Origin of the sequence: Ruegeria sp. HKCCA5839 (genome assembly GCF_013035585.1) — a bacterium.
GTDB lineage: Bacteria > Pseudomonadota > Alphaproteobacteria > Rhodobacterales > Rhodobacteraceae > Ruegeria.
This window is the reverse complement of sequence record NZ_WQIE01000007.1, coordinates 25,712-48,985: the sequence shown is the minus strand read 5'-3', so window position 1 is coordinate 48,985 and position 23,274 is coordinate 25,712. Positions and strand designations below refer to the sequence as shown.

The following is a 23,274-nucleotide window of genomic DNA, read 5'->3' as shown; positions in this document are numbered from 1 at the left end:
TCAGCCTTCGTTTTCGTCGCGTGCAAAGATGACCTCACGCGTGACCTGCCAACGCCCGTCCTCAAAGACGAGGTCGATGCTGAGGATCAGGATCTGATCCTGCCCCATCAGGTTGACTTTGCGGGTGATCATGACATGGCCAACTTCGTCCTCGGCCGTCACCGAATTGTACTGCGCCCAGGTGTTCAGAGGCGCGGCCCCTTCGGCTTTCTTTGCCTCAAACAGGCCCTTGAAAGCGGCCTTGTTGGCCTCGTTCACATTGCCATCCATGTCGATCATCACCACACGCATGTCATCGTGATAGATCCGATCCAACGCCTGAACGTCAAAAGACGTCCCCGCCGCGATCAGCTCATCAACCGCAGCCTTAATTGCTTCTACTGACATTTCAGTTCCTTATTGATGCGAGCCGTTCACCGGGAATTTCATGGATTGCCCGCGCAGCCAGGTCATGCCTCTGAGCACGGATTCAAGGCTTGGGCGCGCAAAGGGCACGTTCGAGGTGTCCACCAATTGCAGATTGCCCTCTTCGTTAACGATAAACAGGCCCGGCTCGGCGAAGGGGGCTTCAACATTCATACCGTTCTGAACACCCGAGATATAAAGGCCCAACTCTCTGGCCTTTTCCAAGCTCAGGCCATAACCGACCGGATAGCTTGGTTTGACCTGCGCCATCTGATCGCTGGCCCGCTCTTCGCTGTCGGTGGACACGGCAGCGACATCAATGCCGATTTTCGAAAACCCGTCCCGCAGGCTCTCAAGCTCGGCCAGATAGTTGGTGCAAAGCGGGCAATGCTTGCCGCGATAGACGACAATCATTTTCCAATCATGCCCGTCGGCTGGCTTGGAAAGATCCGCCTCACCACCATTCAGCAGCGGCACTGTGACGGCCGGAAAGGGTTGTCCAGCTTCAAGTTTGGATGACATCGATCTTGATCCTTGATTTATTTATTGGTCGATATATAAATACCCACAAACAACAGGTGTCAAGGAATATATATTGAGCGATACAAAAAAAGTCGGGCGACCGCGTAAATTCGACTATGAAGAGGCTTTGCTGAACGCCATGTCGGTGTTCTGGTCCAAAGGGTACGACGGTGCATCACTCAGGGATCTGACCAAAGCCATGGGCATTACCGGCCCGAGCATGTATGCCGCCTTCGGTGACAAGCGAGAGCTGTTTCTCAAGACAATTGATCAATATGCCAACGTCGATGGCTGCAAACCTGTGGTCGATTTCGAGGCTGAAGAAGATATCGAAAAAGCGGTGCGTGGTTTTCTTGAAGAAGTGATCCACTATGCCACCGACAGCGGATATGGTGCCAAAGGGTGCTTTCTCGCATCCTCGGTATCGACCAATATCGGTCAGGTCGAAGGCGTAGACGAGCGGGTGCAGGCTGCCATACAGGATACCGATGAACGGCTGGCGCAACGGTTTGATCGGGAAAAGGAAAAGGGCACTCTGCCACCGGATTTCCCGTCTCTTGAACGGGCCGCGCTGCTGTACGACATCCGACAGGGATATATGTTCCGAGGACGCGCGGGCTGGAAAGCCGAAGATCTGCTGCGTGATTTGGACCACCGGGTAAAGATGATCCTCAGCCACTAAGCGAGTTGTTTACAGGTCAAGCTGCAAAACCTCTGTCTCATCCGCCGGAACCGCACAGCAGATCAGCGCTTCACCCTTTTCCAGGGGAAACTCAGGTTGTGTTGGATAGCCCACTGAACCGCTGAGCAGCCTTGTGGCACAGCTGCCGCAATTGCCGCTTTTGCAGCCATAGTTCGGGGTCAGGCCCTGCGCTTGGGCCAAGTCCAGCAAGCTGCCTGATTTGGGTGTCCACTCGGCGTTGATCTTCGACTTCGCAAACCGGACCACCGCACTTGGCGGGGGTATAAAAACCTCGCGCTGTGACGGTTCCGCCCGTTGCCTCTGGATCGCAGCCGGACCAAAGGCCTCGGCCTGAATACGCGCGTCCTGCACACCCAGAGCAAGCAGCATGTCGTAGGTGGTCTGCATAAAGGCCGGTGGTCCACACAAGAAGAAATCATAGTCGGCCAATGGCAAAAGGGATTGCAGGATTTCCGGTGTCAGTCGGCCCTCGAAGTGAAAGTCGCGGCCGGCCTTTTCGTCCGGCGCCGGACGCGAGATCACCGAGACATAGCGCAACGCGCTACGCGTATCGTCCTGCAACTGGGTGAAGTCTTTGACAAACGCTCGCTCGGCCGTCGTGCGCGCCGCGTGAAACACCGTCAACGGGCGCAAATGGCGGCGGCTGAACCCGTCTGAGACAACCTGTCGGGCCATGGAAATCAACGGCGTAATCCCCACACCCGCCCCGATCAACACCGCCGGACGCGTTTCGGCGGTATCGATGCAGAACCGACCATTCGGCGCGCGCGTGTCAATCGTGTCGCCCGGCTTGAGCGTCTCATGGAGGTACGTCGACATCGCGCCCGAGGGGGCATCGGTTTTGGCATCCTCGCGCTTGACCGAGATCCGATAGTACCTGTCCGAGGGGGAGGAAGACAGGGTATAAGTTCGGATTACGTCACGCGTCCAGCCTTCGAGGCGGGATCGGATCGTCAGATACTGCCCGGGCTTGGGGGTCAAAAGCCCTTTGTCATCGGCAGGTTCAAGATAGAACGAACGGATCACGCTGCTTTCATCTACAATGCGTGTCACTCGAAAGGGGCGCCACGCCTTGCGCGCGGCCTCGGCCTCTTGCGTTGCCTGGGCTTGAACCCAATCGCCGGTGAGCCTTGTATTGGGTGAAGCTTCGCCCGCGTCGAACCGAAGCGGAGAAGCCGCAACCAGACGATGCCCGTGATCCAGATGAAAGCGCCACGCGCGCTCGGCCCCCTTGAAGGCCTCGACCTCTTGGGTCTTGTCCCAAAGCAGCTCGGCCTTGCCGGTCAGCTGGATCAGATCGCCACTGTCGAAATCGATGAATAGAAGGCCTGCCTTGGGGTTGACCAGAAAGTTGCCCAAAGTGTTGAAGGCAAAGTTCCCGATAAAATCGGGTATCGTCAGCGTATTGCCTTCGACTTTGACAAAGCCCGGATTTCCGCCGCGATGGTTGACGTCAACACCACCATTGATGCGCTGATCATCGCGTGGATTGTGGCTGGCGACGAAAAACGTCGTGGCTTTGGTGATCACGGCGCGCGCGTGATCATCCAGATCGGTGAAGGCTTGTTTTTCTACCGTCGTCGAAATCAGTGGATCACGGGTAAAGTGCGGCTTGCGCGTGTGAATATATTGCGGACAATTGCCATAAGACTGGACCACCTCCACCTCCGTGCGCCCGTCTTCTTGATGGCGTACCACCCCGTTGACACGATTGCGCCTGCGGGTCGGCAACTCGATCCCGACATAACTGACCGGAGATCCGGCCACTGCATTCTGACCATAGGGATCGCCCTGAACGGCAGAACCCGAAATTGACAGCGTTCGGTCATCGGGAGATGAGACAAATCCGGGGTTCCCAAACAGGATCGAAGCCCAGGGCCAACCCTTTGAATCGACGCTGCCGGCAATGAAAAAGGGAAGCTGCGCAAAGAATTCGCGGTGCTGATCCGGCATATAGGGGCGGTGGATGAAGCGCCCCATCTTCTCTTGCTTTTCCTGGCGGCCCAACCGGGTGTGCAGCTCAACCTCACCGGGGTGATAGGGCGAAACCTCTTTGTCCCAACCAGAAAGTGCCATTGCAACTGCCCCTGTTTTGAAGCGCCGGAACCAGCATGCCCGGTTCCAGCGTTTAGCTGTTAGCCAGCGGCCATCAGTTCTTCGATACGGACCATCGGCGACAGGCCTTCGATGGCCTCAACCCGCTGAATCCACGCGTTGATCGCAGGGTATGCGGACAGGTCAAACCCGCCCTCGGTGACCCGCGCGACATAGGCATAGCAGGCCAGATCAGCAGCCGTCGGCGTGTCGCCGACCAACCAATCGCGGCCGGTCAGATGCGGCTCGAACAAGGTGCTGTACAGCGCGGTTGTTCTTGCGGCAGCGGTGTCTGCGTCCGCCGGCACGCCGAACAGCTTAATTGCACGGACCATGAACGGGCCATTCTGCACTTCATTCACGGCCACCGACAGCCATTCCTGCACTTGCGCGCGCTTAGTCGGATCCTTGGGGAACCAGCGGCCTTCGGTGTCATATTTTTCGCCGATATAGGTCATGATCGCGGTGGAGTCGCGCAGAACCAGTTCACCTTCGGTCAACACAGGCACCTGCCCCAACGGGTTCAGCGCCAGAAACTCGGGCGCTTTGTGAGCCCCGGTTTTCAGGTCAACAAGCTCGAATTCATAGTCTACGCCCAGCAGTTCGATCAAAGCCTTTGCCCGGTGCGTGTTTCCCGAAAGCGGGTGTCCATAGAGTTTCATGATGCGGTCCCTGTGAGATGAGTTTCGAAACGATGCGACATGAGATAGCAAAACCCTGGCCCGCAGGTAATCGGATGATATAGATAGGAATTATGGAAAAATCTGATTACCTTGAGATTGATGGTCGTCAGTTGCGTATCCTGCTGACCATTCGGCAGGCGGGGTCGTTATCGGGCGCGGCCAAAATGCTGGATATGAACCAGTCAACGGTCAGTTATTGGCTGGATCAGATGCGCAAACGGATCGGTGACCCCCTATTTGTGCGCAGCGGCAACGGGGTTGAACCGACCATGCGCGCACAGGAACTGTTTCCAGCCGTCGAGGCCTCTCTGCGCCATCTGCAAGAAATGTTTGAGCCGCAAGACTACGACCCAGCGCAGGATCAGGGCGTTCTGCGCCTGACCGGCACCACTGTCGAACGCGGCCTGTTCTACAACAGCCTTCTGCACCACGCGCTTGAAGTGGCACCAAGGCTTTCGGTCGAGATCTATTCCATCGGCTCGGCGTTTCAGATGTCGGAACGGCTGCGACAGAACTCGGTCGATATCGTTATCATGCCAGTGGCTGCCGAAAGCGGTGATGGCATTTTGCTACGCAAGCTTTTTACGCTTACGGATGCGGTTTACTTCGATCCCGACCACCCGTTGGAACAGGGTAATCTTGACGCTTTCTGCGAACGGCCTCAGGCCCGCGTTGCCTTTGGCCCGGATGCCGGTTTCGGGGTCGATCGCCGCTTGGCCAAGATGCATCGGTCTCGGCATGTTGCGATACAGGTCTCGGATTTCGACAGCGCGCTGGACATGATCCGCGGTACTCCGATCATCGCCACCCTGCCGCGCCAGTTGGCGACGCAAGGCCTGAACCGAGTAGATCCACCCTGGCTGCAAGAGGGGTTGGACATCGCGATGTTCTGGCATGCGCGCAACCAAACGTCATCGCGCCACAAATATTGGCGCGACACGCTTGCAGGCATCGCAGCTCGGTTGGGCAAAATCTAAGCATCAGGCATTGGGTTCAGCTGTTCAGGACCGTCTCTAACCGCGCGACCGCCGCCAGCAAGAAGCGGTCGTGGCCGGCGCGGGCCTCGACCATGAAACCCACCGGCAAGCCGTCGCGATCCAGCCCTGCTGGCAGTGACAGCGACGGCGCCCCCGTCAGACTGGCCAGCGAGGTGTTGCGAATAACAGTCGGAAAGGTTGGCTGCGGACCTTGATCGGTTTCGATTGTCTCATCTTCGCCAATCAGCGGAGGCTGAACCGGCACCGTGGGCATGGCAATCAGGTCCAGGCTTTCGCGATCAAACAGATCGGCATAGGCAGACCTTAGCCGCGCTAGCCCCCCACCAGCATGCGCCGCTGCAAAGGGCTCGGCCGTGGGCTCTAACAGATCGGGAAGCGCGGAAAACACGCCGCGCACGTCGGGGCTGCCAATCGTTTCCGCAAATTCGGTCAGGGATTTACCCAACCGGTTCTGACAGAAATCAGTCCAGACCCGATGGGCTTCGTTTACCACAATGGCTTGCCCCATCTGTTGTTCAAGCCCGTCGAACAAGGCGTCGCTTAGGGCGACAAACTCGGCCAGCCCGGCATCTTCAAGCGCGGTGACCGCCTGTTCGAACCGCGCGTCTACTGCGTTCGACAGCCCTGCGTGCCGGTAGATCAGCCCGATCCGTAAAGGACGGTCGATGCCCGGTGTGTCACTATCATCCGGGACGATCAGGCCATCGACTTCCTGCAGGTCAGCCACACAGGACGCAATCGGGCCAACGGTATCCCGCGTGGTGCTGAGCGTCAGGACACCGCCGTCAGGATATCGCCCGACGCTGGGCCGGAAGCCGACCACACCACAGAACGCAGCCGGAATACGGGTTGATCCACCGGTATCGGTCCCAAGCGCAAAGGGGATCAGCCCCCGCGCCACCGCAGCCGCACTGCCCCCCGAGGACCCGCCCGCCACGCGCATGGGATCAAACGGCGTCGAGACCGCGCCGAAATGCGCATTGTTCGACGTGATGCCAAAGGCCAGCTCGTGCAGGTTCAGCTTGAAGGGAACATAAGCTCCTGCTGCTTTCAGCCGCGCGACCGGGGGCGCATCGGCCTCAGGAAGGTTTTCCAACAAACCGGGCGAGCCACCGGTTGTCGGAAACGGCAGACAGTCGATATTGTCTTTGACCCCAAACGGGATCCCCGCCAGCGGCCCTTGGGCCTGCAATGCTGCTGCATCCGAGGTGGCAATCACCGCGTTACCCTCAGCCGCACGTGCCGTCTTTAGAACCTTGTCGTACAGCGCCCGCGCACCCAGCGTGTCGCGCAGATGGCGCGCCTTGGCCAAGGTCATTACGCTTTCGGCAAGGTCAAATCCTGTTTGGTCTGACGTCATCGTTGGTTCTCCCTGAAGCTTATTGTGGGCAGTTGGATCGCCTCCGAAACATGGCCCCTCCTCTAAGGACTGTTCGTTATTACGGAACGACTTCCGCCGGAGAGGAAAGAAACACCCATGTTCTGGGTGTTTCTTTGATAGCCTTAGCTGGTCGGAACAAAACTGTAGGCACTTGCGTCCTTTTCGACAAAGCCGATACCGGGTGTCGACAGATGGCTTCCCGCTATTCTGATCTTATCCGTGGCAGCCTGATCCAGTATGGATTTGCGGGTCTGAGCGGCGACAGCCTTGTCAAACTCAAGCGCCCAGCCTACGTCGGGATTTGCGAAATGCACCTTGTCCGACACAATCGCGTCACCGATCAACATGATCTGTTCCGACCCCGAGGTCAGCATAACAGCACTGTGTCCCGGGGTGTGGCCTGGCGTCGGCAAAAGAACAACGCCTTCGCCCAGATCGGCCTCGGCCTTGTGGGTCACAACATTCTCTTTCACGATCGAACTGACCAGTTGTGCGGCGTTGACCATCGGTTTTATCTGATCAGGCACTGAGGTGGGCAGGTCTTCGTTGTTCCAGAAGTTCCAATCCACCTCGGACAAGTGGACCGAGGCATTAGAAAAGACAGGAGTTCCGCCTGCGACCAACCCTCCGATATGGTCGATATGCATGTGGCTGATTACAATATCCGTGACCTCGTCGGCTGCAATTCCCGCTGCCTTGAGATCAGCGGGTAATTGTCCAACGGTCGGGAATTGCTGCGAGATATAGTGATCGCTTCCCGAACCCGCATCGAACAAGAACACGCGGTCTCCACTCCGATAGGCATAGGTATTGGCCGCAAGCTGAACGGTCTCACCCAATGCAACCGCATCAGCCTCGGCCAGTCCTGTAAAAAGCACAGGAGGGACCGTCAGCGAGCCATCCGACAACGCAGTCAGCGTCGCGTTGCCGATCGCCACATCGGAAAACGCTTGTACCCGACCAGCAGCAAGCATGGCTGCCGAAGCCGTGAGCCCGGCCAGAGTCTGGCGACGGTTGAGCGACGCATGATTCATGGTGAATTCCTTTCAAGTCGTGTTGATTTCGGGCACAGCGACCAGTCTTTCATGTCGCCCCTGCCCCGTCTGGATGTGCAATCAGTGGAATGCAGAACGGTTTCCCAATTCGCCGTCAGGACAGCGAAATGACCTCGCGGATGATCTGCCAACGTCCGTCTTCCAGCACCAGATCAATCGACAGCGTGATGATCTGTGTTTCGTCCGTCAGATTTACCTTTCGGCTGATCACGACATGCCCGCGCTCTTCGTCGGCCTCGACTACATGGTATTTTGCCCAGGTCTGAGGTTTCGCCGCTTCATTCGTTTTTGCGATCACTTGCGCCTTGAACTGATCTTTGTTCGCGCGTTGAACTTCACCTCCGGGCGCCAGCATGAAAATATCCATGTCGTCGTGATAAATGCGATCAAGGACCGAGGAATCGTTGGAGCTGGCACCTTCGATTAGCTGCTCGATAGTTTTGCGCACTTCTTTTGCTTGCGGTGAATCAGGTGACATGCCGGGCTTCCTTACTGATTGGACCGTTCTATTCCTCGAGACGGCCATCGTTTTGACGCGACCCAGGCAGTCCAAAACCACCAGATCTTCCGGTCGCTATTTGTATAACGTTCGATACAAAAATACAGGCGGCGCTTTTTGAGTCAATATTTTATTTCAATCGGTAGAAATATAAAATGGCGGTAGCTCTTGTTTCGAAAAGTCAGCCACCCGACGCACCCAAGGATCTAAACCCCAACCCTACAAGTCTTCAAAAGACGTATCCTCACCGGACAGCATCAAATCCAACGTCTCACTCAGTGCAGACTGCTGCGCGGCCGTAAGCTTTTTGGTGAAATGATCCTGCGTGCTTTCGACAAGCGGCAAACACTTCGTAACGCTGTCCATTCCTTGTTTGGTGACTGTGAGCTTCCGGGACCGTCCGTCCGAATTTATCAAAGCGCGTTCGATCAAACGACGCTCGGTAAGCCCCTTGAGAAGACGCGAGACAGCCGGCCGCGTTATGCCAATGTGATCGGCCAGTTCTGAAGGTGAATCATACCCCTCCAACGCAACGCCGGACAGGATACACCATTCAAGCCTGGTGACCCCATGCTCTCGCAAACTGAACTCGAGCCTTGTCTGCATCATCTTCGATAGCCGACTAAGCCGAAACCCCAGACGTTCTTGTAATTTATAGTCTTTCGCCATTTTTCAATTTCATTGTCGCCCAGAAACACACCCATGATACGGGCCCAAAAAGCTTAGTGCAAATATTTTCTTGATTTAATAGTTTACGTTGGTAACTATGACTATCAGCAATTTACAGCTGGGAGAAGATCATGAAGCATCCACTATTGGCGATGGCATTTGCAGCATTGGTTCCTGTAACGGCTGCCGCAAGTGAACTGTCTCTTGCCTATTTCATGGGGCCAAAACACCCGATGAACGCAGGCTATTTCACGCCCATGGGCGAAATGCTGGAAGAGGTGAGCAATGGGGAACTGACGGTCAGACAATTTCCCGGTGGCGCGCTGAACCAGAGCCCGCCAAAGCAGTATTCCTTGTTGCTGGACGGAACCGCCGATATGGCGTTCTTGCTGCCCAGTTTTACCAACAAGCTGTTCCCCAAGACCGCCGTGATCGGGTTGCCCGGTATCTGTGTGGACGCGATCAGCTGCACCACGGCAATCAACAAGGCCCGCCCCGAGCTTGAAACGGAATACAACGCCAAAATTATCGGATTGTGGGCCAACTCACCACCGGTGCTGATAACACGGGACAAGCCCGTTCGCACGGTTGATGACCTGAAAGGGATGACCATTCGGGTGGTCGACCCGACCAGCACGCCGTTTCTGGAAGCTCTCGGCGCTTCTCCGGTTGCGTTGCCGGTCAGCGAGATCAACCAGGCGCTGGCCAACGGAGTGGTTGACGGCGTCATGATCGACCCAGCGGGGATCGGCTCGTTCAAGCTGCACGAAGCAGGAAATTACGTCACCACCGACATCCCGGGTGGCGCATCTTCATTTGCGGTGGCCATGTCTGCGGCAGTTTTCGACGGGTTGAGCGACTCGGAAAAGGCCGCGGTAGAAAAGGTCGCGACCTCAGAGCTTTCGGCCCAGGCCGGTGCAACCTATGCCAAAATCTCCGACAAGGGTATGGCGCTTGCTGAAGAGTCGGGTCTTGAGATCATCGACATCGGCGATGAAGAACGCGCCAAGATGCAAGCCGTGATCGACGCGGTTCTGCCCGAGCTGTTGGCTCAGCCTGCCGGGGACAAGACCGTGGGCGACATCATGACATTGATGGTCCAGGACTGATCCGATGCAGGGCCGATTACATAGCTTTCACACTTCGGCCCAGCGTTGGCTGGACCGGCTTTCTTATGTGTTTGTCCTGATCGGCTCGGTCGGAGTGCTGCTTTTGATGACCCTGACTGTTGTTGGGGTCATCTGGCGCTACATTTTGGTTGATCCGATCTTTGGGCTTCAGGATCTGTCATCCATGACGGCGGCGATTGTGGCTGCTGCGGCAGTCGCCTTTGGGGCCACCCAGAACAGCCATATCACCGTCAACATCATGCCTAAGCATTTCGGCCGCAAGGTTCGGCGTTGGACCGATCTGATCGCGCGCGGGGTCGGAGTTGTCATCCTGATCCTGGCGGCCAGCGCGCTGATAAAAAAGGGAAACTGCGGACTGGCCTGCGGCAATGTCACGGGCAACCTGACGATCCCGCACGCTCCGTTCTATTACGCGCTGGCCATCGCATTGGGGTTCTTTGCTCTGACGCTGCTGGTTCAGATCGCAAGCGGGCTGGTCCATTGGGCCGGTGAAGACCCAAATGAGGTTGCAGAATAATGGACCTGACGACGATTGCCGCACTTGGGTTCATCACCCTTCTGCTTTTGCTCTACATCAGAACCCCGGTGGGCATCGCCATGATGGTGGTGGGCACAGCGGGCATCTGGCTGATCCGCCCCCAAGCCGCCCTGCCCTCGCTGGCGCGCGAGATTTTCAGCGAGGCCACCAGCTATCCCCTCACGATCATCCCGCTCTTTGTGCTGATGGGCAATCTGGCAGGGGTCTCTGGCCTCAGCCGGGATCTCTATACCGCCGCCCACAATTGGTTGGGCAGGTTCCGTGGCGGGCTGGCATCGGCTGCGGTGGTCGGCTGCGCGGGGTTTTCGGCACTCTCTGGCTCAAGCCTGGCCTCTGCCATGTCCATGGGCCGCGTGTCCCTGCCTGAAATGCGCCGGTTTGGCTATCATGACGGGCTGGCCACCGGTTCGATCGCTGCAGGCGGTACTTTGGGGATTCTCATCCCGCCCTCTGCCGGTTTTGTCGTCTATGCAATCCTGACCGAAGAAAGCATTGGTCGGTTGTTCATGGCCGGTGTCTTGCCCGGGCTGATGCTGACCCTGTTTTTCATCATCGCCATCTGGATCGTCGTCCGTATGGACCCGTCGAAAGCGCCGTCACTTTCCGAAGATGTGGACCGCCGGGAAAAATGGGTCTCGCTTGGACGCGCCAGTGTCATGGTCGGGATCATCCTGCTGACCGTTGGCGGCATCTATGGCGGAGCGTTCTCAGCAGTCGAAGCCGCAGGGATCGGCGCTGCGCTGACCCTTGTTGTCACGGCCCTGCGCGGGAAATGCACCTTGCAAGCGATGAACGAGGTCTTCAGCTCGACCCTGCGGGCAACAGGATCGGTCTACCTGATCCTGTTCGGGGCCTTCATCTTCAAGACCTTTGTCGGTTTCACGTCCATCACCTTTGTCCTGTCCTCCTGGGTCGAGGCGCAGGGCTTCACCGGGCTTCAGGTCGTGATTGCCTTTCTGGTCATGTTCATCATCCTGGGCATGTTCCTGGAGGGGTTTGCCATGCTGGTGCTGTCAATTCCGGTGGTTCAACCTATCCTTGAGCCGCTGGGTGTGGATATGATCCTGTTTGGCGTTCTGGCTGTTATCGCGCTTGAGATGGGTCTGATCTCACCGCCAGTCGGGGTGAATGTCTTTATCGTAAAGGGAATTGCCCGCGACGTTCCGATGGCAACAATTTTCCGTGGCATCTGGCCGTTTTGGTTCGCAATGCTTATGGCAATTGTCGTAATCCTGGCAGTGCCCGATATCGCGCTGATGCTGCCCAATACAATGTTCAACTAAGGCCCATAGCCAATGACTTTGCGCTTTTTCTCAGACAAACACCGCCCGGTTCACATGGGTCCTTACCCGACCGAGTTGCTGGCGCGGGCCACCGGCGCCCCGGATCTGGGGTCTGTACCGGAGGCGCAGCATCTATCTTATGCGCGTCCGTCTGATCCAAGGTCGATCGTGAACGCGATGCGCGAACATCAGGCGATGCTGGACGCGATCCGCGACGGGCTGATCAACAAGGCGGTGGCCGAGACCCCAAGTGATCTGCAAGAGCGCGCGGATCATTTGAAATCCTTTGGCTATTTCGCGGATGCCGCTGTGGTCGGCACTTGCCTTTTGCCCTCCGAGGCGATCCTGAAACACCCCCATCAGAATCCAGATGTCGCGCGGCTGGCCCATGACCTGAAAACGCGCCAGACCAAAACTCTGGCCGCAGGCATCGACATGATCATGGCCGATCTGAAAGAGTCGATGGAGGCTCCGCCGACCAGTATCGACGGCCACACCCACTGTCTGGTGTTTCTCTATGAAAACCCGCGCGACCCTGACCAGGATGAGGTCGGCACTGGCTGGATCAAGGATGCGCAGGCCCATCGGGCGGGGCTTTTGGCGGCTGAAACCGCCGTTGTGCTGGCCAATTACCTGCGTCTTCTGGGCTTTGACGCGCGTGGCCATACGGTGTCCAGCTCGGACGTCGATCTGAACAAGCTGGCGGTTATGGCCGGTCTGGCAACAGTCGAAGATGGCGTTCTTATGCACCCTTACGTAGGAACACGCTTTGGCCTTGCAGCCGTCACCACCACGTTCGAATTTGCGCCTGACGCCCCGCTGGCCCCGCGCTCGGAACAGCCCGCATCCGCCTTTGGCACCGCCTGGAAATTTGGCACTGCATCGGCGAAAAACGCGATGAACGCTGTTCCTTTTGCCAAACGGCGTTTTGTCGACGGAGCGCACCCGTTTGAAAATCTCAAACGGGTCGACGAACCCACCACCTATATCGACGAAGAAAACGTAGCCCGCGTGCCCAAACGTGCCGACATGTTCGCCCGCGCGCAGTTCGGCGATATGGGCAAAAAGGTGCAAGAGGCTGCCACCGGCGGGCTTTATGTGCGCAAAGCCGCGCCTTCAATGGCGCAACGCCGAGCCCTGGGAGCGTTTGTTCTGTTGCAAGACGGGGAACCTGCGCCGGAAAAGGTCACGCTCGATCCGCAAGAGGCTGCGGATCTGGTCAAGGCGACCAGCTATTGGCTGGGCATCGACGCGGTTGGCATTTCACGCTGTCCCGATTGGGCCTGGTACAGCCATGACGCGCGCGGCGAGGTGCTGAACCCGCCCCATGATCAATCGATCAACATGATCATCGATCAGGGCTATGAGACGATGGAAGGCTCCTCCGGCGATGACTGGATCGCGGTGGCTCAATCCATGCGCGCCTATCTGCGGTTTTCGCTACTTGGTGGTGTCATTGCCAAGCAGATCCGCAACCTGGGATATGAGGCCAAGGCCCATACGGTGATGGATGGCGAGGTGTTGCAGCCGCCACTGTTACTGCTGTCCGGGCTGGGTGAGGTCAGCCGTATTGGTGAGGTTATCCTGAACCCCTATCTGGGCCCCCGGCTGAAATCAGGCACGGTGACCACGACGCTGCCAATGGCCCATGACAAGCCGATTGATTTTGGGCTGCAAACCTTCTGCGAAAGCTGCAACAAATGCGCGCGCGAATGCCCCTCGGGCGCGATCACGGCCGGGCCCAAGACCATGTTCAACGGCTATGAGATCTGGAAATCCGACAGCCAGAAATGCGCCACCTATCGCGTCACCACGCCAGGTGGCGCCATGTGCGGGCGTTGCATGAAGACCTGCCCGTGGAACCTTGAGGGCATCTTCAAGGAACGCCCCTTCCGCTGGGCGGCAATGAATGTGCCAAAACTGGCACCGGCGCTGGCCAAGCTGGATGACTATGTCGACAACGGTACGCTTAATCCCGTCAAGAAATGGTGGTGGGATCTGGAGATTCAGGAGGATGGCGGTTACCGCCCCACCAAAGAGCCCACCAACCAACGCGCACTGCAAAAAGATCTGGATCTGAAATTCGAAGATCAGACGCTTGCGGTTTATCCCGCACCTCTGGCACCGCATCCCCACCCCTATCCGTTCAACATGGACCGCGAGGCGGGAATCGAGGCCTATAAGGCCATGGTCTCGGTTCAGGAATACAAGGACCGCCGCGCCCAGGGGGATGACAGTGTCATTCACAAATACACCGCCGATGGTGAAAGCCCGGTGATCCCAGCGATCATCACCAAGGCCGAGGCCACGGCAGATGGGGTGATGAAATACGAATTCACCCCGGTCGATGGCGGAGTGCTGCCCGAATGGCAGGCCGGTGCGCATCTGGACATCGTGGTCGCGCCCGAATTCCTGCGCCAGTATTCGATGTCGGGTGATCCTGCTGACCGGACGAAATACCAGATCGCGGTGCTGCGCGAGGATGAGGGGCGCGGGGGCTCGAAGCTGATGCACCGCATCTTCACCGAGGGTCGCCGGGTCTTTATCTCACACCCGATCAACCATTTCCCGCTGGAACCTACGGCCACCAAATCGATCCTGATGGGGGGCGGGATCGGCATCACCCCGATGATCGCGATGGCGCATGAGCTTTATGCCAAAGGTGGTGATTTCGAGCTGCATTACTCAGGCCGCTCTCGTGAGACCATGGGTCTGCTTGAGGATATCGAAGGCTTTGAATGGCGCGACCGGGTCAAGCTGCATGTCAGTGATGAAGGCACGCGGGCCGATCTGGATCGGATCATGGCCGGGTACCAGCCCGGCTGGCATGTCTATACCTGCGGGGCTGACCGCTATATGACCAGCGTGCTGGAGGCAGCTGAACGCGCGGGCTTCCCGGAAGAGGCGCGGCATCTGGAATATTTCTCGGTCCCCGAAGCGCCCGATTACGTCAATCACGACTTTACGCTCAAGCTGGCCCGCAGTGGCAAAGAATTCCACATACCAGCCGACAAGACAGCCACCGATGTTCTGGTTGAGGCCGGCATCCCCATCGACGTGAAATGCAGCGACGGTATCTGCGGTGTCTGCAAATGCGGCCTGGTGTCAGGCGAGGTCGAGCATCGCGATTTCGTGCTGTCCAAAGCGCAGCGAGAGGGGTCGATCATTCTGTGTCAGAGCCGCGCAGCCGAGGCTGACGGGGTAATCGAAATCGATCTGTGACTCACTGCATCTTCTGCTGTTCAACCCGGTAGGCGCGTGGCGACACCCCGTAGGTTTCCTTGAACAGACGGGACAAATGCTGCGCGTTGGACATGCCCCATCTGAGTGCGATTTCCGTGACCGACATGCGGAGAAGTCTTGGATCAGCCAGGTCCAGTGCAATGGCCTCGAGCCGCGCCGCCCGGATGAAACCGGCGATCGACTGACCCTCGCGGGCAAACACGCGCGACAGGTTGCGAGCCGACATGCCCATGGCACGGGCTAGGCTATCCCGGCTCAGATCGTGGTCGCGCAAATTTGCCTTCACAAAGGCCTTAGCGCGGTTCAGCAATAGATGCTCGGGCCGACTGAGTTCGAGAGACGACGGTGCCAGGGATGACAGGCCAGTGGCCACGTAATCTATCATCAAATCCCGCATGTGCTGTTGCACGAGCTCCGATTGTTCGGCCACAAGATCGGCGCTTTGGCGTATTTGCGACGACAGCATACCGCCCAACCCGTCGGTGGACTGAATACGTCGCGCAGTCAGCAGATCTGCCTGTGGCAACCGGGCGAGCATGGCAGAACGCGGAACTTGCAGGATCAGCTGATCAACCGGTGTTTCACAGCGGATTTCATAAGGTTCAATGGTCGAATAGGCCGCAAAATCGCCCGCTGCCAAAACCGCCTCGCGCCCAGCTTGCACCACCGCCCCAGTTCCGGACAGCTGCAGGCTGATCATGAAATAGGCGCCACGATCACGTCCAATCTCGGATCTGCTCCGCCTAACATGCTGCGGGCTGCCCGACACCCGCGACAGGTTCAGACGCGGCAACCGCGTCAAACTGATCTGGCCATGAAACTCTGAACGGTTTGGGGTCGTGCAAGTGATCGGCAAATAGGCATCACAGATAACATCGCGCCAGAAATCAAAACGCTGATCCGGCCGGATGCTTTCCGTACTGTAGATATGCGTCTCTGACGGCATCCCGCCCCCGCGTTTGGATAAAACGAAGATAGTTTCAAAACGTAATAATTGCAAAGAACTTGTAATTTCGGGCCAACATTGTCCCAAATTCACAAGTTTTTTGGCCCATGCAGCTAAGAAGAACCTCAAGATTCCTGCCAGCCTCACTGTCAGAAAAAAGAACAGGGAGACTATCATGTCCGGACATGGACCTCTTGGAAAAATTGTAAAAGTTGCTTCGGTACAGGCCGCGCCTGTTTTACTTGACCTCGACGCAGGTGTGGAAAAGGCCATTGGTCTGATCGATGAAGCTGGCAAGGCGGGGGTTGAGCTGATCAACTTCCCCGAAACCTGGTTGCCTGGTTACCCTTGGTGGATTTGGTTCAACCCACCAGCGATCAATATGCAGTTCGCAGCGCCCTACTTCCAGAACGCAATCGTTGCCGGCAGCGAACAGGATCTCAAACTGCGCGCGGCAGCGCGGCGCAACAACATCCATGTTGTCGTCGGCGTCTCAGAACGCGAGGGCGGCAGCCTTTATATGGCGCAATGGCACTATGGCCCCGAAGGTGAGGTTATCTCGCGTCGGCGCAAGCTAAAGCCGACACATGTGGAACGCTCGGTCTTTGGCGAAGGCGACGGCAGCGACATGTTCGTGAACCAGACCGAGCTGGGCAATGTGGGCGCGCTGTGTTGCTGGGAAAACCTGCAGCCGCTCAGCAAATACGCGATGTTCAGTCAGAACGAGGAAATCCACTGCGCGGCCTGGCCGGCCTTTAGCCTCTACGCCAAATTGTCCAAGGCCTTCAGCCCCGAAGTCAGCGTGAACGTCAACCAGATCTATGCGGTGGAAGGTCAGTGTTTTGTTCTGGCTTCTTGTTCCGTGATTGATCAGCCGATCTATGATCTGTTGGTCAAGAACGAGATGCATGAGAAATTTGTCGAAGTTGGAGGCGGGTATTCGCGCATATTTGGCCCCAACGGTGCTGAATTCGGCGAAAACCTGGCACATGATGCCGAAGGCCTGGTCATCGCCGATATCGACCTTGGCCTGATCTCGCATTCCAAGACAGCAGCCGACCCGGCCGGCCATTATGCCCGCCCAGATGCGCTGGCGCTGATGCACAACAAAAACCCCCGGCGTCCGGTGATCGGAATGGGCCAGGCAACGGCTGAAAACGGTCAGGTTCCGTCAAAGGGTTCCGCCCCCGCAACCGACCTTGAAGCGGCGGAGTAAGCGCGCTTTTAAGCTTTCAAAAGTAAAAAAGGGCCCGCTGTGATCACCTGATTGCTGCGGGTCATCCTATCTGCTTGCTGTTTCTCACAACCAGCTTTGCTGCAAAGCTATGGTGTTCAATACCGCTTTTATCAGTTTCATCTGTGATGATCTTCAACGCCGAACTTGCCAACTCATCGACGGGCACCTGTATTGTAGTGATGCCGCCGTCGATCCAGGAATAGAAATCGGGATCTCCGTAGCCGACAAATGCCATTTCCCTGTTCAGCGTGTTCGTTTCGATAAGAGCCTTTAGCGCCCCAATCGAAATCTCGAAACCGCCGCACACAATCGCTGTCGCGTCGGAGCCCTGCAACAACCGGTGCGCCGAGTTGTTGCCCATCTGTTGTGAAGGGGCATCCAGCAATGTCACAGCGCTCTCGGCGCTGAGGTGGACAGAATTCAACCCTTGCTGGAAAGCGGCCAGCCTTTGGCGCCCGGATGACAGGGCTTCAGGGGCACCTAGATAAGCAATATGTCTGTGGCCAAGAGCGTGAAGATGTTGGACTGCGTGTATAATTGCCTCGGAATCATCGACCAGAACGGATGAAACAGGGTCGCCATCGGTCCGCTGACGGATCAGTTGAATGTTCTTCAAACCGCTGCCCGCGTCCAATAGAGACATGTCCGTCTTTGGTGCCGGAACGGTGACCACGGCCTGCGCCTGTATCTCGCGCAGGCGCAGCATTGCTTCGTTTTCGGCGGCGTAGTCGTCTTTGGTCAGATGAATGATCAACTGAAGCCCATGGTCTTCGCAGGCTTCGGCGAATGTATTTGCAAAACGCGCGTAGAAGTCATTGGTGATATTTGGCACCAACAGGCCGACGATGGGGCTGTTGTCACCACGGATCGCCCGTGCAGCCGCACTGCGGACATAACCCAATTCCTGCGCCCGCTTTTGGACCGCTTCGCGTGTGTCCTTCTGGACGTTTGGGTTATCTGACAAAGCGCGTGAAACGGTCATATGAGAAATCCCGAGATCATCGGCAATTGACTTGATCGTAACGCGCTTGGGCATGAACTCTCCTGACCGGGTTGTTCGGATTTAGATCACAAGACCAGCTTGACTTTCCAGTAATAACCGGAAATGTTCACGTGAACAACTCAGGAATCTACCAAAGTGACGCTTACCATTGATGACAGATGCAAAAACCTGGTCCAAGACTTGCAACTTGGTCAGCCCGAAGATGTCACCAATGTGGTTCCCCTGACAGGTGGGGTCGCCTCTGATATCGCGCGGTTTGAACTGAACGGACAAACGCTTTGCGCCAAATTTGCACTCGAAAAACTAAAGGTCGTCGAAGACTGGACCGCGCCTTTGCACCGCAACGCCGCCGAATATGCGTGGCTGCAATTCGCCGCTGAGACCTATCCGCAAGGTGCCGTCAAACTGTTCGGGCGGTCGCAGACGCAGCACGGCTTTGCGATGGAATTCGTCGACGGCCCCGATGTCTATCTTTGGAAAGCCGCCCTGCTTGCCTCGGTGCCAGACAAAGGTGAGGCGGCTCAGGTCGGACGTTTCTTGGGGATGCTGCAAGCGGCCTCTGCCATGCCCGATTTCGACCGAAGCGCATTCAACAATCGGGACGACTTCCGCGCGCTGCGGATCGAGCCTTACCTGACCTTTACGGCGGGGCGGCATCCCGATCTAGAGGCGCCTTTAAACGATCTAGCAGAGATGCTGTATCAGGCCGACCAGGTCTTGGTTCATGGCGATGTCAGCCCCAAGAACATTATGTTCCGCGCATCTGATCCGATCTTTCTGGATGCTGAATGCGCGACAATGGGTGATTCAAGCTTTGATCCGGCTTTCTGCCTGAACCATCTGGCGCTCAAGGCGTTTCATCTACCCGACTCGCGCGAGACGCTTTTGACCAATATCGAAAGCTTCTGGGGGGCCTATGTACCCTCGTTGGACTTTGGCGACCCATCAGAGATTGAGCGTCGGATCACAAGGTTACTGCCTGCGTTGATGCTGGCGCGGATCGAAGGAAAGTCGCCGGTAGAATACCTGTCAGACGACAACAGATGCCATGTTCGCGCCGTGGCTGTTGGGTTGATAGAATCTCCCGAAGATCGGATCAGCCAGTTGCTTACACGGCTGCGGGACAGTTTTCTCTAAGACCAACCGGCATCCACGACAATGGTCTGTTTGGTAATCGCGCGCGCGGCGTCGGAACACAAAAACACGGCCACGTCCGCGATCTCTTCGGGCTCGATAAAGCGCTTCAGACATTGCTGTTCTAAGATCAGCTTGGAAGATTCAGGTGTCAGCCACTTTTCCACCTGCCTTTCGGTTCTGACAAAACCCGGCAGCAAACAGTTTACGCGCACACCAAAAGGGCCTCCCTCTTGCGCCAAAGCGCGTGTCAGACCTTCTATTGCGGCTTTTGCGGTGACATAGCCAACCGCATCGGCCAGGCCCACACGCCAGGCGATGGATCCGAAATTCAGGATCACGCCGTGACCTTGCATCTGCATCTTTGGCAGCACAGTTTGGCTGCAGAAAAACTTGTGATCCAGATTGATCGCCAGAGTGTTGCGCCAGCTTTCCGGGGTTACATCCTGCGTGGCATGGCGCGTGTCATTGGCTGCGTTGTTTACCAACACGTCTATGCGACCTGCGGTTTCACATAGGTGATCAATAGCATCGCGCGCACGGTCGACATCACTCAGGTCAACGTCCGCAAAATGGACGTCATCGCCCAGGCTTTGTGCCAGTCTTTCACCTGCCAAGACATTATTGTCCAGAAATGAGACCTGGGCCTTTCGCCGAGCAAACGCCGTGACGATACTGGCCCCGATACCGGTTGCGCCACCGGTGACGATGACGTGTTTGCCGCTGAAGTCTTCGCTCGAGAGATCTGCGGTTGTCACAGGCGAAGCTCTGATTTTGTATCGAACAAACTGATCTTGCTCATGTCGATGGCAAAATCCATCGTCTCTCCCGGCGTTGGCGCTTCATCGGGTTCGCAGACAAGTATAGCGTCTTGCCCGGCGATTCTGGACATGAGAATCGTCTCGGATCCCGTGGGTTCGTCCATGTCGACGGTGACCGGAACGGACACTATTGTGCGCCCTTTTCGCTCGGCCCGTTGTTCATGAGCCGGGCTGAAATGCTCGGGGCGCACCCCAAAGACCACATCCTGGCCGTTTTCCAACGATTGATAACGATCTGCGGGTACCGGAAGTACCGTGCCATCACCCCCATTGACCACGACCCCGAGCCCATCCGCAGTCGACGCGATCTTGGCGGACAAAAAGTTCATATTGGGTGAGCCCATGAAGCCCGCAACAAACATGTTTGCCGGGGTCTCATAGATCGCTTTGGGCGTGTCATATTGCTGAAGCACCCCTTGATGCATCACGGCAATGCGCGTTGCCAGGGTCATCGCCTCAATCTGGTCATGGGTGACATATACCGTCGTGCGCCCGACACTTTGATGCAGTTTCTTGATCTCGCTTCGCATCTCGACCCGCAGCTTGGCATCCAGATTGGACAACGGCTCATCAAACAGGAACAGCTTGGGATCGCGCACCAGCGCACGGCCCATCGCCACCCGTTGCCGTTGACCTCCCGAAAGCTGCGCGGGTTTGCGATTAAGCAGAGGTTCAATCTGCAACAGCGCCGCGACACGCTGCACCGTCTTGTCCTGGGTGGCTTTGTCGATATTCCGACACTCCATCCCAAAGGTCATATTCTGCCGGACCGTCATGGTCGGGTAGAGCGCATAGGATTGGAACACCATGGCGATGTCCCGATCCTTTGGCGCTTCGTCATTCACCACCCGGTCTTCGATCAGCACCTCACCGGAGGTGACGCTTTCCAGTCCCGCGATGATAGACAGCAGAGTGGATTTCCCGCAGCCCGAGGGCCCCACAAGCGCGACGAACTCGCCTGATTCAGCCTCGAGATTGATATTCTTCAGAACTTCTACAGCACCATAGCTTTTGCGAAGATTTCTGATCAGCAAGGAAGACATGGCCCGACCTTTCTATTTCACGGCGCCCGAGGTCAGACCCCGAACAAAGTATTTTCCACCAAGGACATAGATGAACAATGGTGGCAAAGCGGCAAAGATGACCGATGCAGCCTCGACATTATAGTGACGTTCGCCCGTGCCCGAGCCCGAGAAGGCAACGATCGCGGCGGTAATCGGCTGGTTTTCACCCGAGGTGAACACGGTGCCGAACAGGAACTCGTTCCAGATCCCGGTGAACTGCCAGATCACACAGACGATAACGATCGGTGGCGAGAGGGGTAGCATGATACGGCGGAAGATGCGCCAGAACCCGGCCCCATCGATCCGCGCGGCTTTGATCAGATCATCGGGGACAGCCACGAAATAGTTCCGGCAGAACAGTGTGGTAAAGCTGGTGCCCTGCACGGTATGCACCAGAACCAACCCCATGATCGTATTGGACAGACCAATCTGACCCAGCACAAAAGCCCAGGGCAGCAAGGTCATCTGAGCGGGCAGGAACACACCCAAAGTGATCAGCCCAAAAACCCAGGCATCGCCTTTGAACCGCCATTTCGACAGCGCGTATCCGTTGACCAACCCCAAAGCGGTCGAAAAGATCGTGGCCGGGATTGTCATCAGCAATGTGTTCGAGAAATAGCGCGACACGCCTTCACACGTTCCGCCGATACAGAACGACCCCCAGGCCTCACCCCAGTATTTCAGCGACAGTGAGTCAGGGACCGAGATGAAGCCCTCGCGCACGATCTCATCCAACGGACGGAAAGTGTTCATGAAGATAATCAGCAGCGGCGACAGGTAGAGCAGTGCAAAGAAGGTCAACAGGACATAGACGATCCCCCGCGACCGCGCCTGTTGCGTCTTGCTGCCAGTGGCAAGAGGGTCATACGCCTGGTGCGATACTTCAGCCATGTGTTCTTTTCCCCTGCTTGTCTCTCCAGATCGACCAGATCAGGTAGGGCACCAAGACCAGTGCCAACGCGACCAGGATCATCACCGCAGCGGCGGCACCCTGTGCGATCTGTCCGCGCTGGAACATCAGGTCATAGACCACGATTGCTGGAACCGTCGTGGCCACGCCCGGCCCCCCTTGGGTCAGGGCCACCACAAGGTCGTAGGTTTTGATGGCGAATTGCAGCAGAACAACAGTGACAGCGACAAAGATCGGCCAGATCGTTGGCAGGACCACGCGCCGATAGGTGCGCGCCATTGAGGCTCCATCGATCTGCGCCGCTTTGATCAGGTCGCTATCGACCGAACGCAGCCCCGCAAGCACAAGCGCCATGGCAAAGCCTGACGCGTGCCAAATGCCGGTAAAGACGACGACATACAGCGCCATATCGCGGTCGGTGATCCAATCAAACTGAGCGCTGATCCATCCAAGATCGTTCAAAGCGCGCTCTACCCCGGTTTGCGGGTGGAAGATCCAGCGCCAGACTGTTCCGGTTACGATGAACGAAATCGCCAGCGGATAAAGGAAAATGGTGCGCCAGACCGACTCGAACTTGACGCGCTGATCGATCAGCACCGCCAACAGCGTTCCGACAATAAGCGAACCCAGAACATAAAGCGTCCCGAATAGGAACAGGTTCTGATAGGCGACGATCCAGCGTTTGCTTTGCCACAACGCGGCATATTCGCCAAAGCCACCATAGGCCATGTTCGGCAGCAATGTGGATTGCGAGATCGATATCCACAGCGTCCAAAGCGAGAAGACAACGACATAGACAAAAGCCGCCAGCAAAGTCGGGACAAGCACCAATTGCGGTGTCCACCCGGATAGTCGCTGAAACAGGCCCTGTGCGGCCGGTTTTGAGGATCTAGCCATTCCGGTTCCTTGAGGTCACATGCGTGATCGATCCGTGCCGGCTTGGAAGGGTGCCGGCA

22 protein-coding genes are annotated in these 23,274 nt (G+C 57.1%); 8 read left to right on the top strand and 14 right to left on the bottom strand.

From position 1 onward, the window contains the following. Together GOV38_RS17270 and GOV38_RS17265 are read right to left on the bottom strand one after the other, a co-directional pair. Complete coding sequence (locus GOV38_RS17270; protein WP_171207980.1) at window positions 1–387, bottom strand: nuclear transport factor 2 family protein; 387 nt, start codon at window positions 385–387, stop codon at window positions 1–3. A gap of 9 nt (window positions 388–396) precedes the next feature. Continuing rightward, on the bottom strand, window positions 397–927 hold the full coding sequence (locus tag GOV38_RS17265) for a redoxin domain-containing protein (protein WP_171207979.1): 531 nt from the start codon (window positions 925–927) through the stop codon (window positions 397–399). 73 nt (window positions 928–1,000) lie between these two features. Between GOV38_RS17265 and GOV38_RS17260 the strand changes: the two genes are divergently transcribed. Next, window positions 1,001–1,609, top strand: a complete 609-nt coding sequence (locus GOV38_RS17260; protein ID WP_217352100.1) for a TetR/AcrR family transcriptional regulator — start codon at window positions 1,001–1,003, stop codon at window positions 1,607–1,609. A gap of 9 nt (window positions 1,610–1,618) precedes the next feature. Here GOV38_RS17260 and GOV38_RS17255 read toward each other — a convergent pair whose 3' ends face one another. Both GOV38_RS17255 and GOV38_RS17250 read right to left on the bottom strand, forming a co-directional pair. Next, window positions 1,619–3,706: a pyridoxamine 5'-phosphate oxidase family protein gene (locus tag GOV38_RS17255; protein ID WP_171207978.1), complete on the bottom strand. Its 2,088-nt coding sequence runs from the start codon at window positions 3,704–3,706 to the stop codon at window positions 1,619–1,621. A 59-nt stretch (window positions 3,707–3,765) separates the two neighbouring features. Continuing rightward, window positions 3,766–4,386, bottom strand: coding sequence for a glutathione S-transferase family protein (locus GOV38_RS17250; protein WP_171207977.1), 621 nt, complete (start codon window positions 4,384–4,386; stop codon window positions 3,766–3,768). A 92-nt stretch (window positions 4,387–4,478) separates the two neighbouring features. Between GOV38_RS17250 and GOV38_RS17245 the strand changes: the two genes are divergently transcribed. Then, a complete protein-coding gene (locus tag GOV38_RS17245; RefSeq protein WP_171207976.1) occupies window positions 4,479–5,384 on the top strand; it encodes a LysR family transcriptional regulator in 906 nt (301 codons plus the stop codon). A 16-nt stretch (window positions 5,385–5,400) separates the two neighbouring features. Here the strand turns inward: GOV38_RS17245 and GOV38_RS17240 are convergent, their stop codons facing one another. The 4 genes from GOV38_RS17240 to GOV38_RS17225 all read right to left on the bottom strand — a co-directional run bounded on the left by GOV38_RS17240 (window position 5,401) and on the right by GOV38_RS17225 (window position 9,009). Continuing rightward, window positions 5,401–6,765 (bottom strand): amidase family protein, encoded by a 1,365-nt coding sequence (locus GOV38_RS17240; protein ID WP_171207975.1) that lies wholly within the window; start codon window positions 6,763–6,765, stop codon window positions 5,401–5,403. 143 nt (window positions 6,766–6,908) lie between these two features. Next, window positions 6,909–7,820 carry an MBL fold metallo-hydrolase gene (locus GOV38_RS17235; protein ID WP_171207974.1) on the bottom strand — a complete coding sequence of 304 codons (912 nt, stop codon included), beginning with the start codon at window positions 7,818–7,820 and terminating at the stop codon, window positions 6,909–6,911. A 115-nt stretch (window positions 7,821–7,935) separates the two neighbouring features. Continuing rightward, window positions 7,936–8,319: a nuclear transport factor 2 family protein gene (locus tag GOV38_RS17230; RefSeq protein WP_171207973.1), complete on the bottom strand. Its 384-nt coding sequence runs from the start codon at window positions 8,317–8,319 to the stop codon at window positions 7,936–7,938. A 240-nt stretch (window positions 8,320–8,559) separates the two neighbouring features. Beyond that, complete coding sequence (locus tag GOV38_RS17225) at window positions 8,560–9,009, bottom strand: MarR family winged helix-turn-helix transcriptional regulator (protein WP_171102050.1); 450 nt, start codon at window positions 9,007–9,009, stop codon at window positions 8,560–8,562. Window positions 9,010–9,140: 131 nt separating this feature from the next. Between GOV38_RS17225 and GOV38_RS17220 the strand changes: the two genes are divergently transcribed. From GOV38_RS17220 to GOV38_RS17205, 4 genes are read left to right on the top strand one after another with little or no spacing between them, the layout of a single operon-like run. Beyond that, on the top strand, window positions 9,141–10,118 hold the full coding sequence (locus tag GOV38_RS17220) for a TRAP transporter substrate-binding protein (protein WP_171102051.1): 978 nt from the start codon (window positions 9,141–9,143) through the stop codon (window positions 10,116–10,118). A 4-nt stretch (window positions 10,119–10,122) separates the two neighbouring features. Further along, on the top strand, window positions 10,123–10,656 hold the full coding sequence (locus GOV38_RS17215; RefSeq protein ID WP_171207972.1) for a TRAP transporter small permease: 534 nt from the start codon (window positions 10,123–10,125) through the stop codon (window positions 10,654–10,656). Further along, a complete protein-coding gene (locus GOV38_RS17210) occupies window positions 10,656–11,960 on the top strand; it encodes a TRAP transporter large permease (RefSeq protein WP_171207971.1) in 1,305 nt (434 codons plus the stop codon). Before GOV38_RS17215 ends, GOV38_RS17210 begins: the two co-directional genes overlap by 1 nt. A gap of 12 nt (window positions 11,961–11,972) precedes the next feature. After that, complete coding sequence (locus GOV38_RS17205; protein ID WP_171207970.1) at window positions 11,973–15,182, top strand: 2Fe-2S iron-sulfur cluster-binding protein; 3,210 nt, start codon at window positions 11,973–11,975, stop codon at window positions 15,180–15,182. Window position 15,183: 1 nt separating this feature from the next. Here GOV38_RS17205 and GOV38_RS17200 read toward each other — a convergent pair whose 3' ends face one another. Beyond that, window positions 15,184–16,149, bottom strand: coding sequence for a helix-turn-helix domain-containing protein (locus GOV38_RS17200; protein WP_171207969.1), 966 nt, complete (start codon window positions 16,147–16,149; stop codon window positions 15,184–15,186). Window positions 16,150–16,324: 175 nt separating this feature from the next. On the opposite strand from GOV38_RS17200, the gene GOV38_RS17195 reads away from it, so the two are divergent. Then, complete coding sequence (locus GOV38_RS17195; RefSeq protein WP_171207968.1) at window positions 16,325–17,365, top strand: carbon-nitrogen hydrolase family protein; 1,041 nt, start codon at window positions 16,325–16,327, stop codon at window positions 17,363–17,365. A 61-nt stretch (window positions 17,366–17,426) separates the two neighbouring features. Here GOV38_RS17195 and GOV38_RS17190 read toward each other — a convergent pair whose 3' ends face one another. Beyond that, window positions 17,427–18,422, bottom strand: a complete 996-nt coding sequence (locus GOV38_RS17190) for a LacI family DNA-binding transcriptional regulator (RefSeq protein ID WP_171207967.1) — start codon at window positions 18,420–18,422, stop codon at window positions 17,427–17,429. A 102-nt stretch (window positions 18,423–18,524) separates the two neighbouring features. Between GOV38_RS17190 and GOV38_RS17185 the strand changes: the two genes are divergently transcribed. Beyond that, the gene (locus GOV38_RS17185; RefSeq protein ID WP_171207966.1) at window positions 18,525–19,526 is read left to right on the top strand and encodes an aminoglycoside phosphotransferase family protein; all 1,002 of its coding nucleotides are present in this window, start codon (window positions 18,525–18,527) and stop codon (window positions 19,524–19,526) included. Here GOV38_RS17185 and GOV38_RS17180 read toward each other — a convergent pair. The 4 genes from GOV38_RS17180 to GOV38_RS17165 are packed head-to-tail and all read right to left on the bottom strand — an operon-like array spanning window position 19,523 to window position 23,215. Continuing rightward, complete coding sequence (locus GOV38_RS17180; RefSeq protein ID WP_171207965.1) at window positions 19,523–20,281, bottom strand: SDR family NAD(P)-dependent oxidoreductase; 759 nt, start codon at window positions 20,279–20,281, stop codon at window positions 19,523–19,525. The two genes, GOV38_RS17185 and GOV38_RS17180, sit on opposite strands and share 4 nt — an antisense overlap. Further along, window positions 20,278–21,387, bottom strand: coding sequence for an ABC transporter ATP-binding protein (locus GOV38_RS17175; RefSeq protein ID WP_171207964.1), 1,110 nt, complete (start codon window positions 21,385–21,387; stop codon window positions 20,278–20,280). The genes GOV38_RS17180 and GOV38_RS17175 overlap by 4 nt, the downstream gene beginning before the upstream one ends. 12 nt (window positions 21,388–21,399) lie before the next feature. Beyond that, window positions 21,400–22,299, bottom strand: a complete 900-nt coding sequence (locus GOV38_RS17170) for a carbohydrate ABC transporter permease (protein WP_171102061.1) — start codon at window positions 22,297–22,299, stop codon at window positions 21,400–21,402. Next, the gene (locus GOV38_RS17165) at window positions 22,292–23,215 is read right to left on the bottom strand and encodes a carbohydrate ABC transporter permease (RefSeq protein ID WP_171102062.1); all 924 of its coding nucleotides are present in this window, start codon (window positions 23,213–23,215) and stop codon (window positions 22,292–22,294) included. The genes GOV38_RS17170 and GOV38_RS17165 overlap by 8 nt, the downstream gene beginning before the upstream one ends. Window positions 23,216–23,274 lie beyond the last annotated feature (59 nt).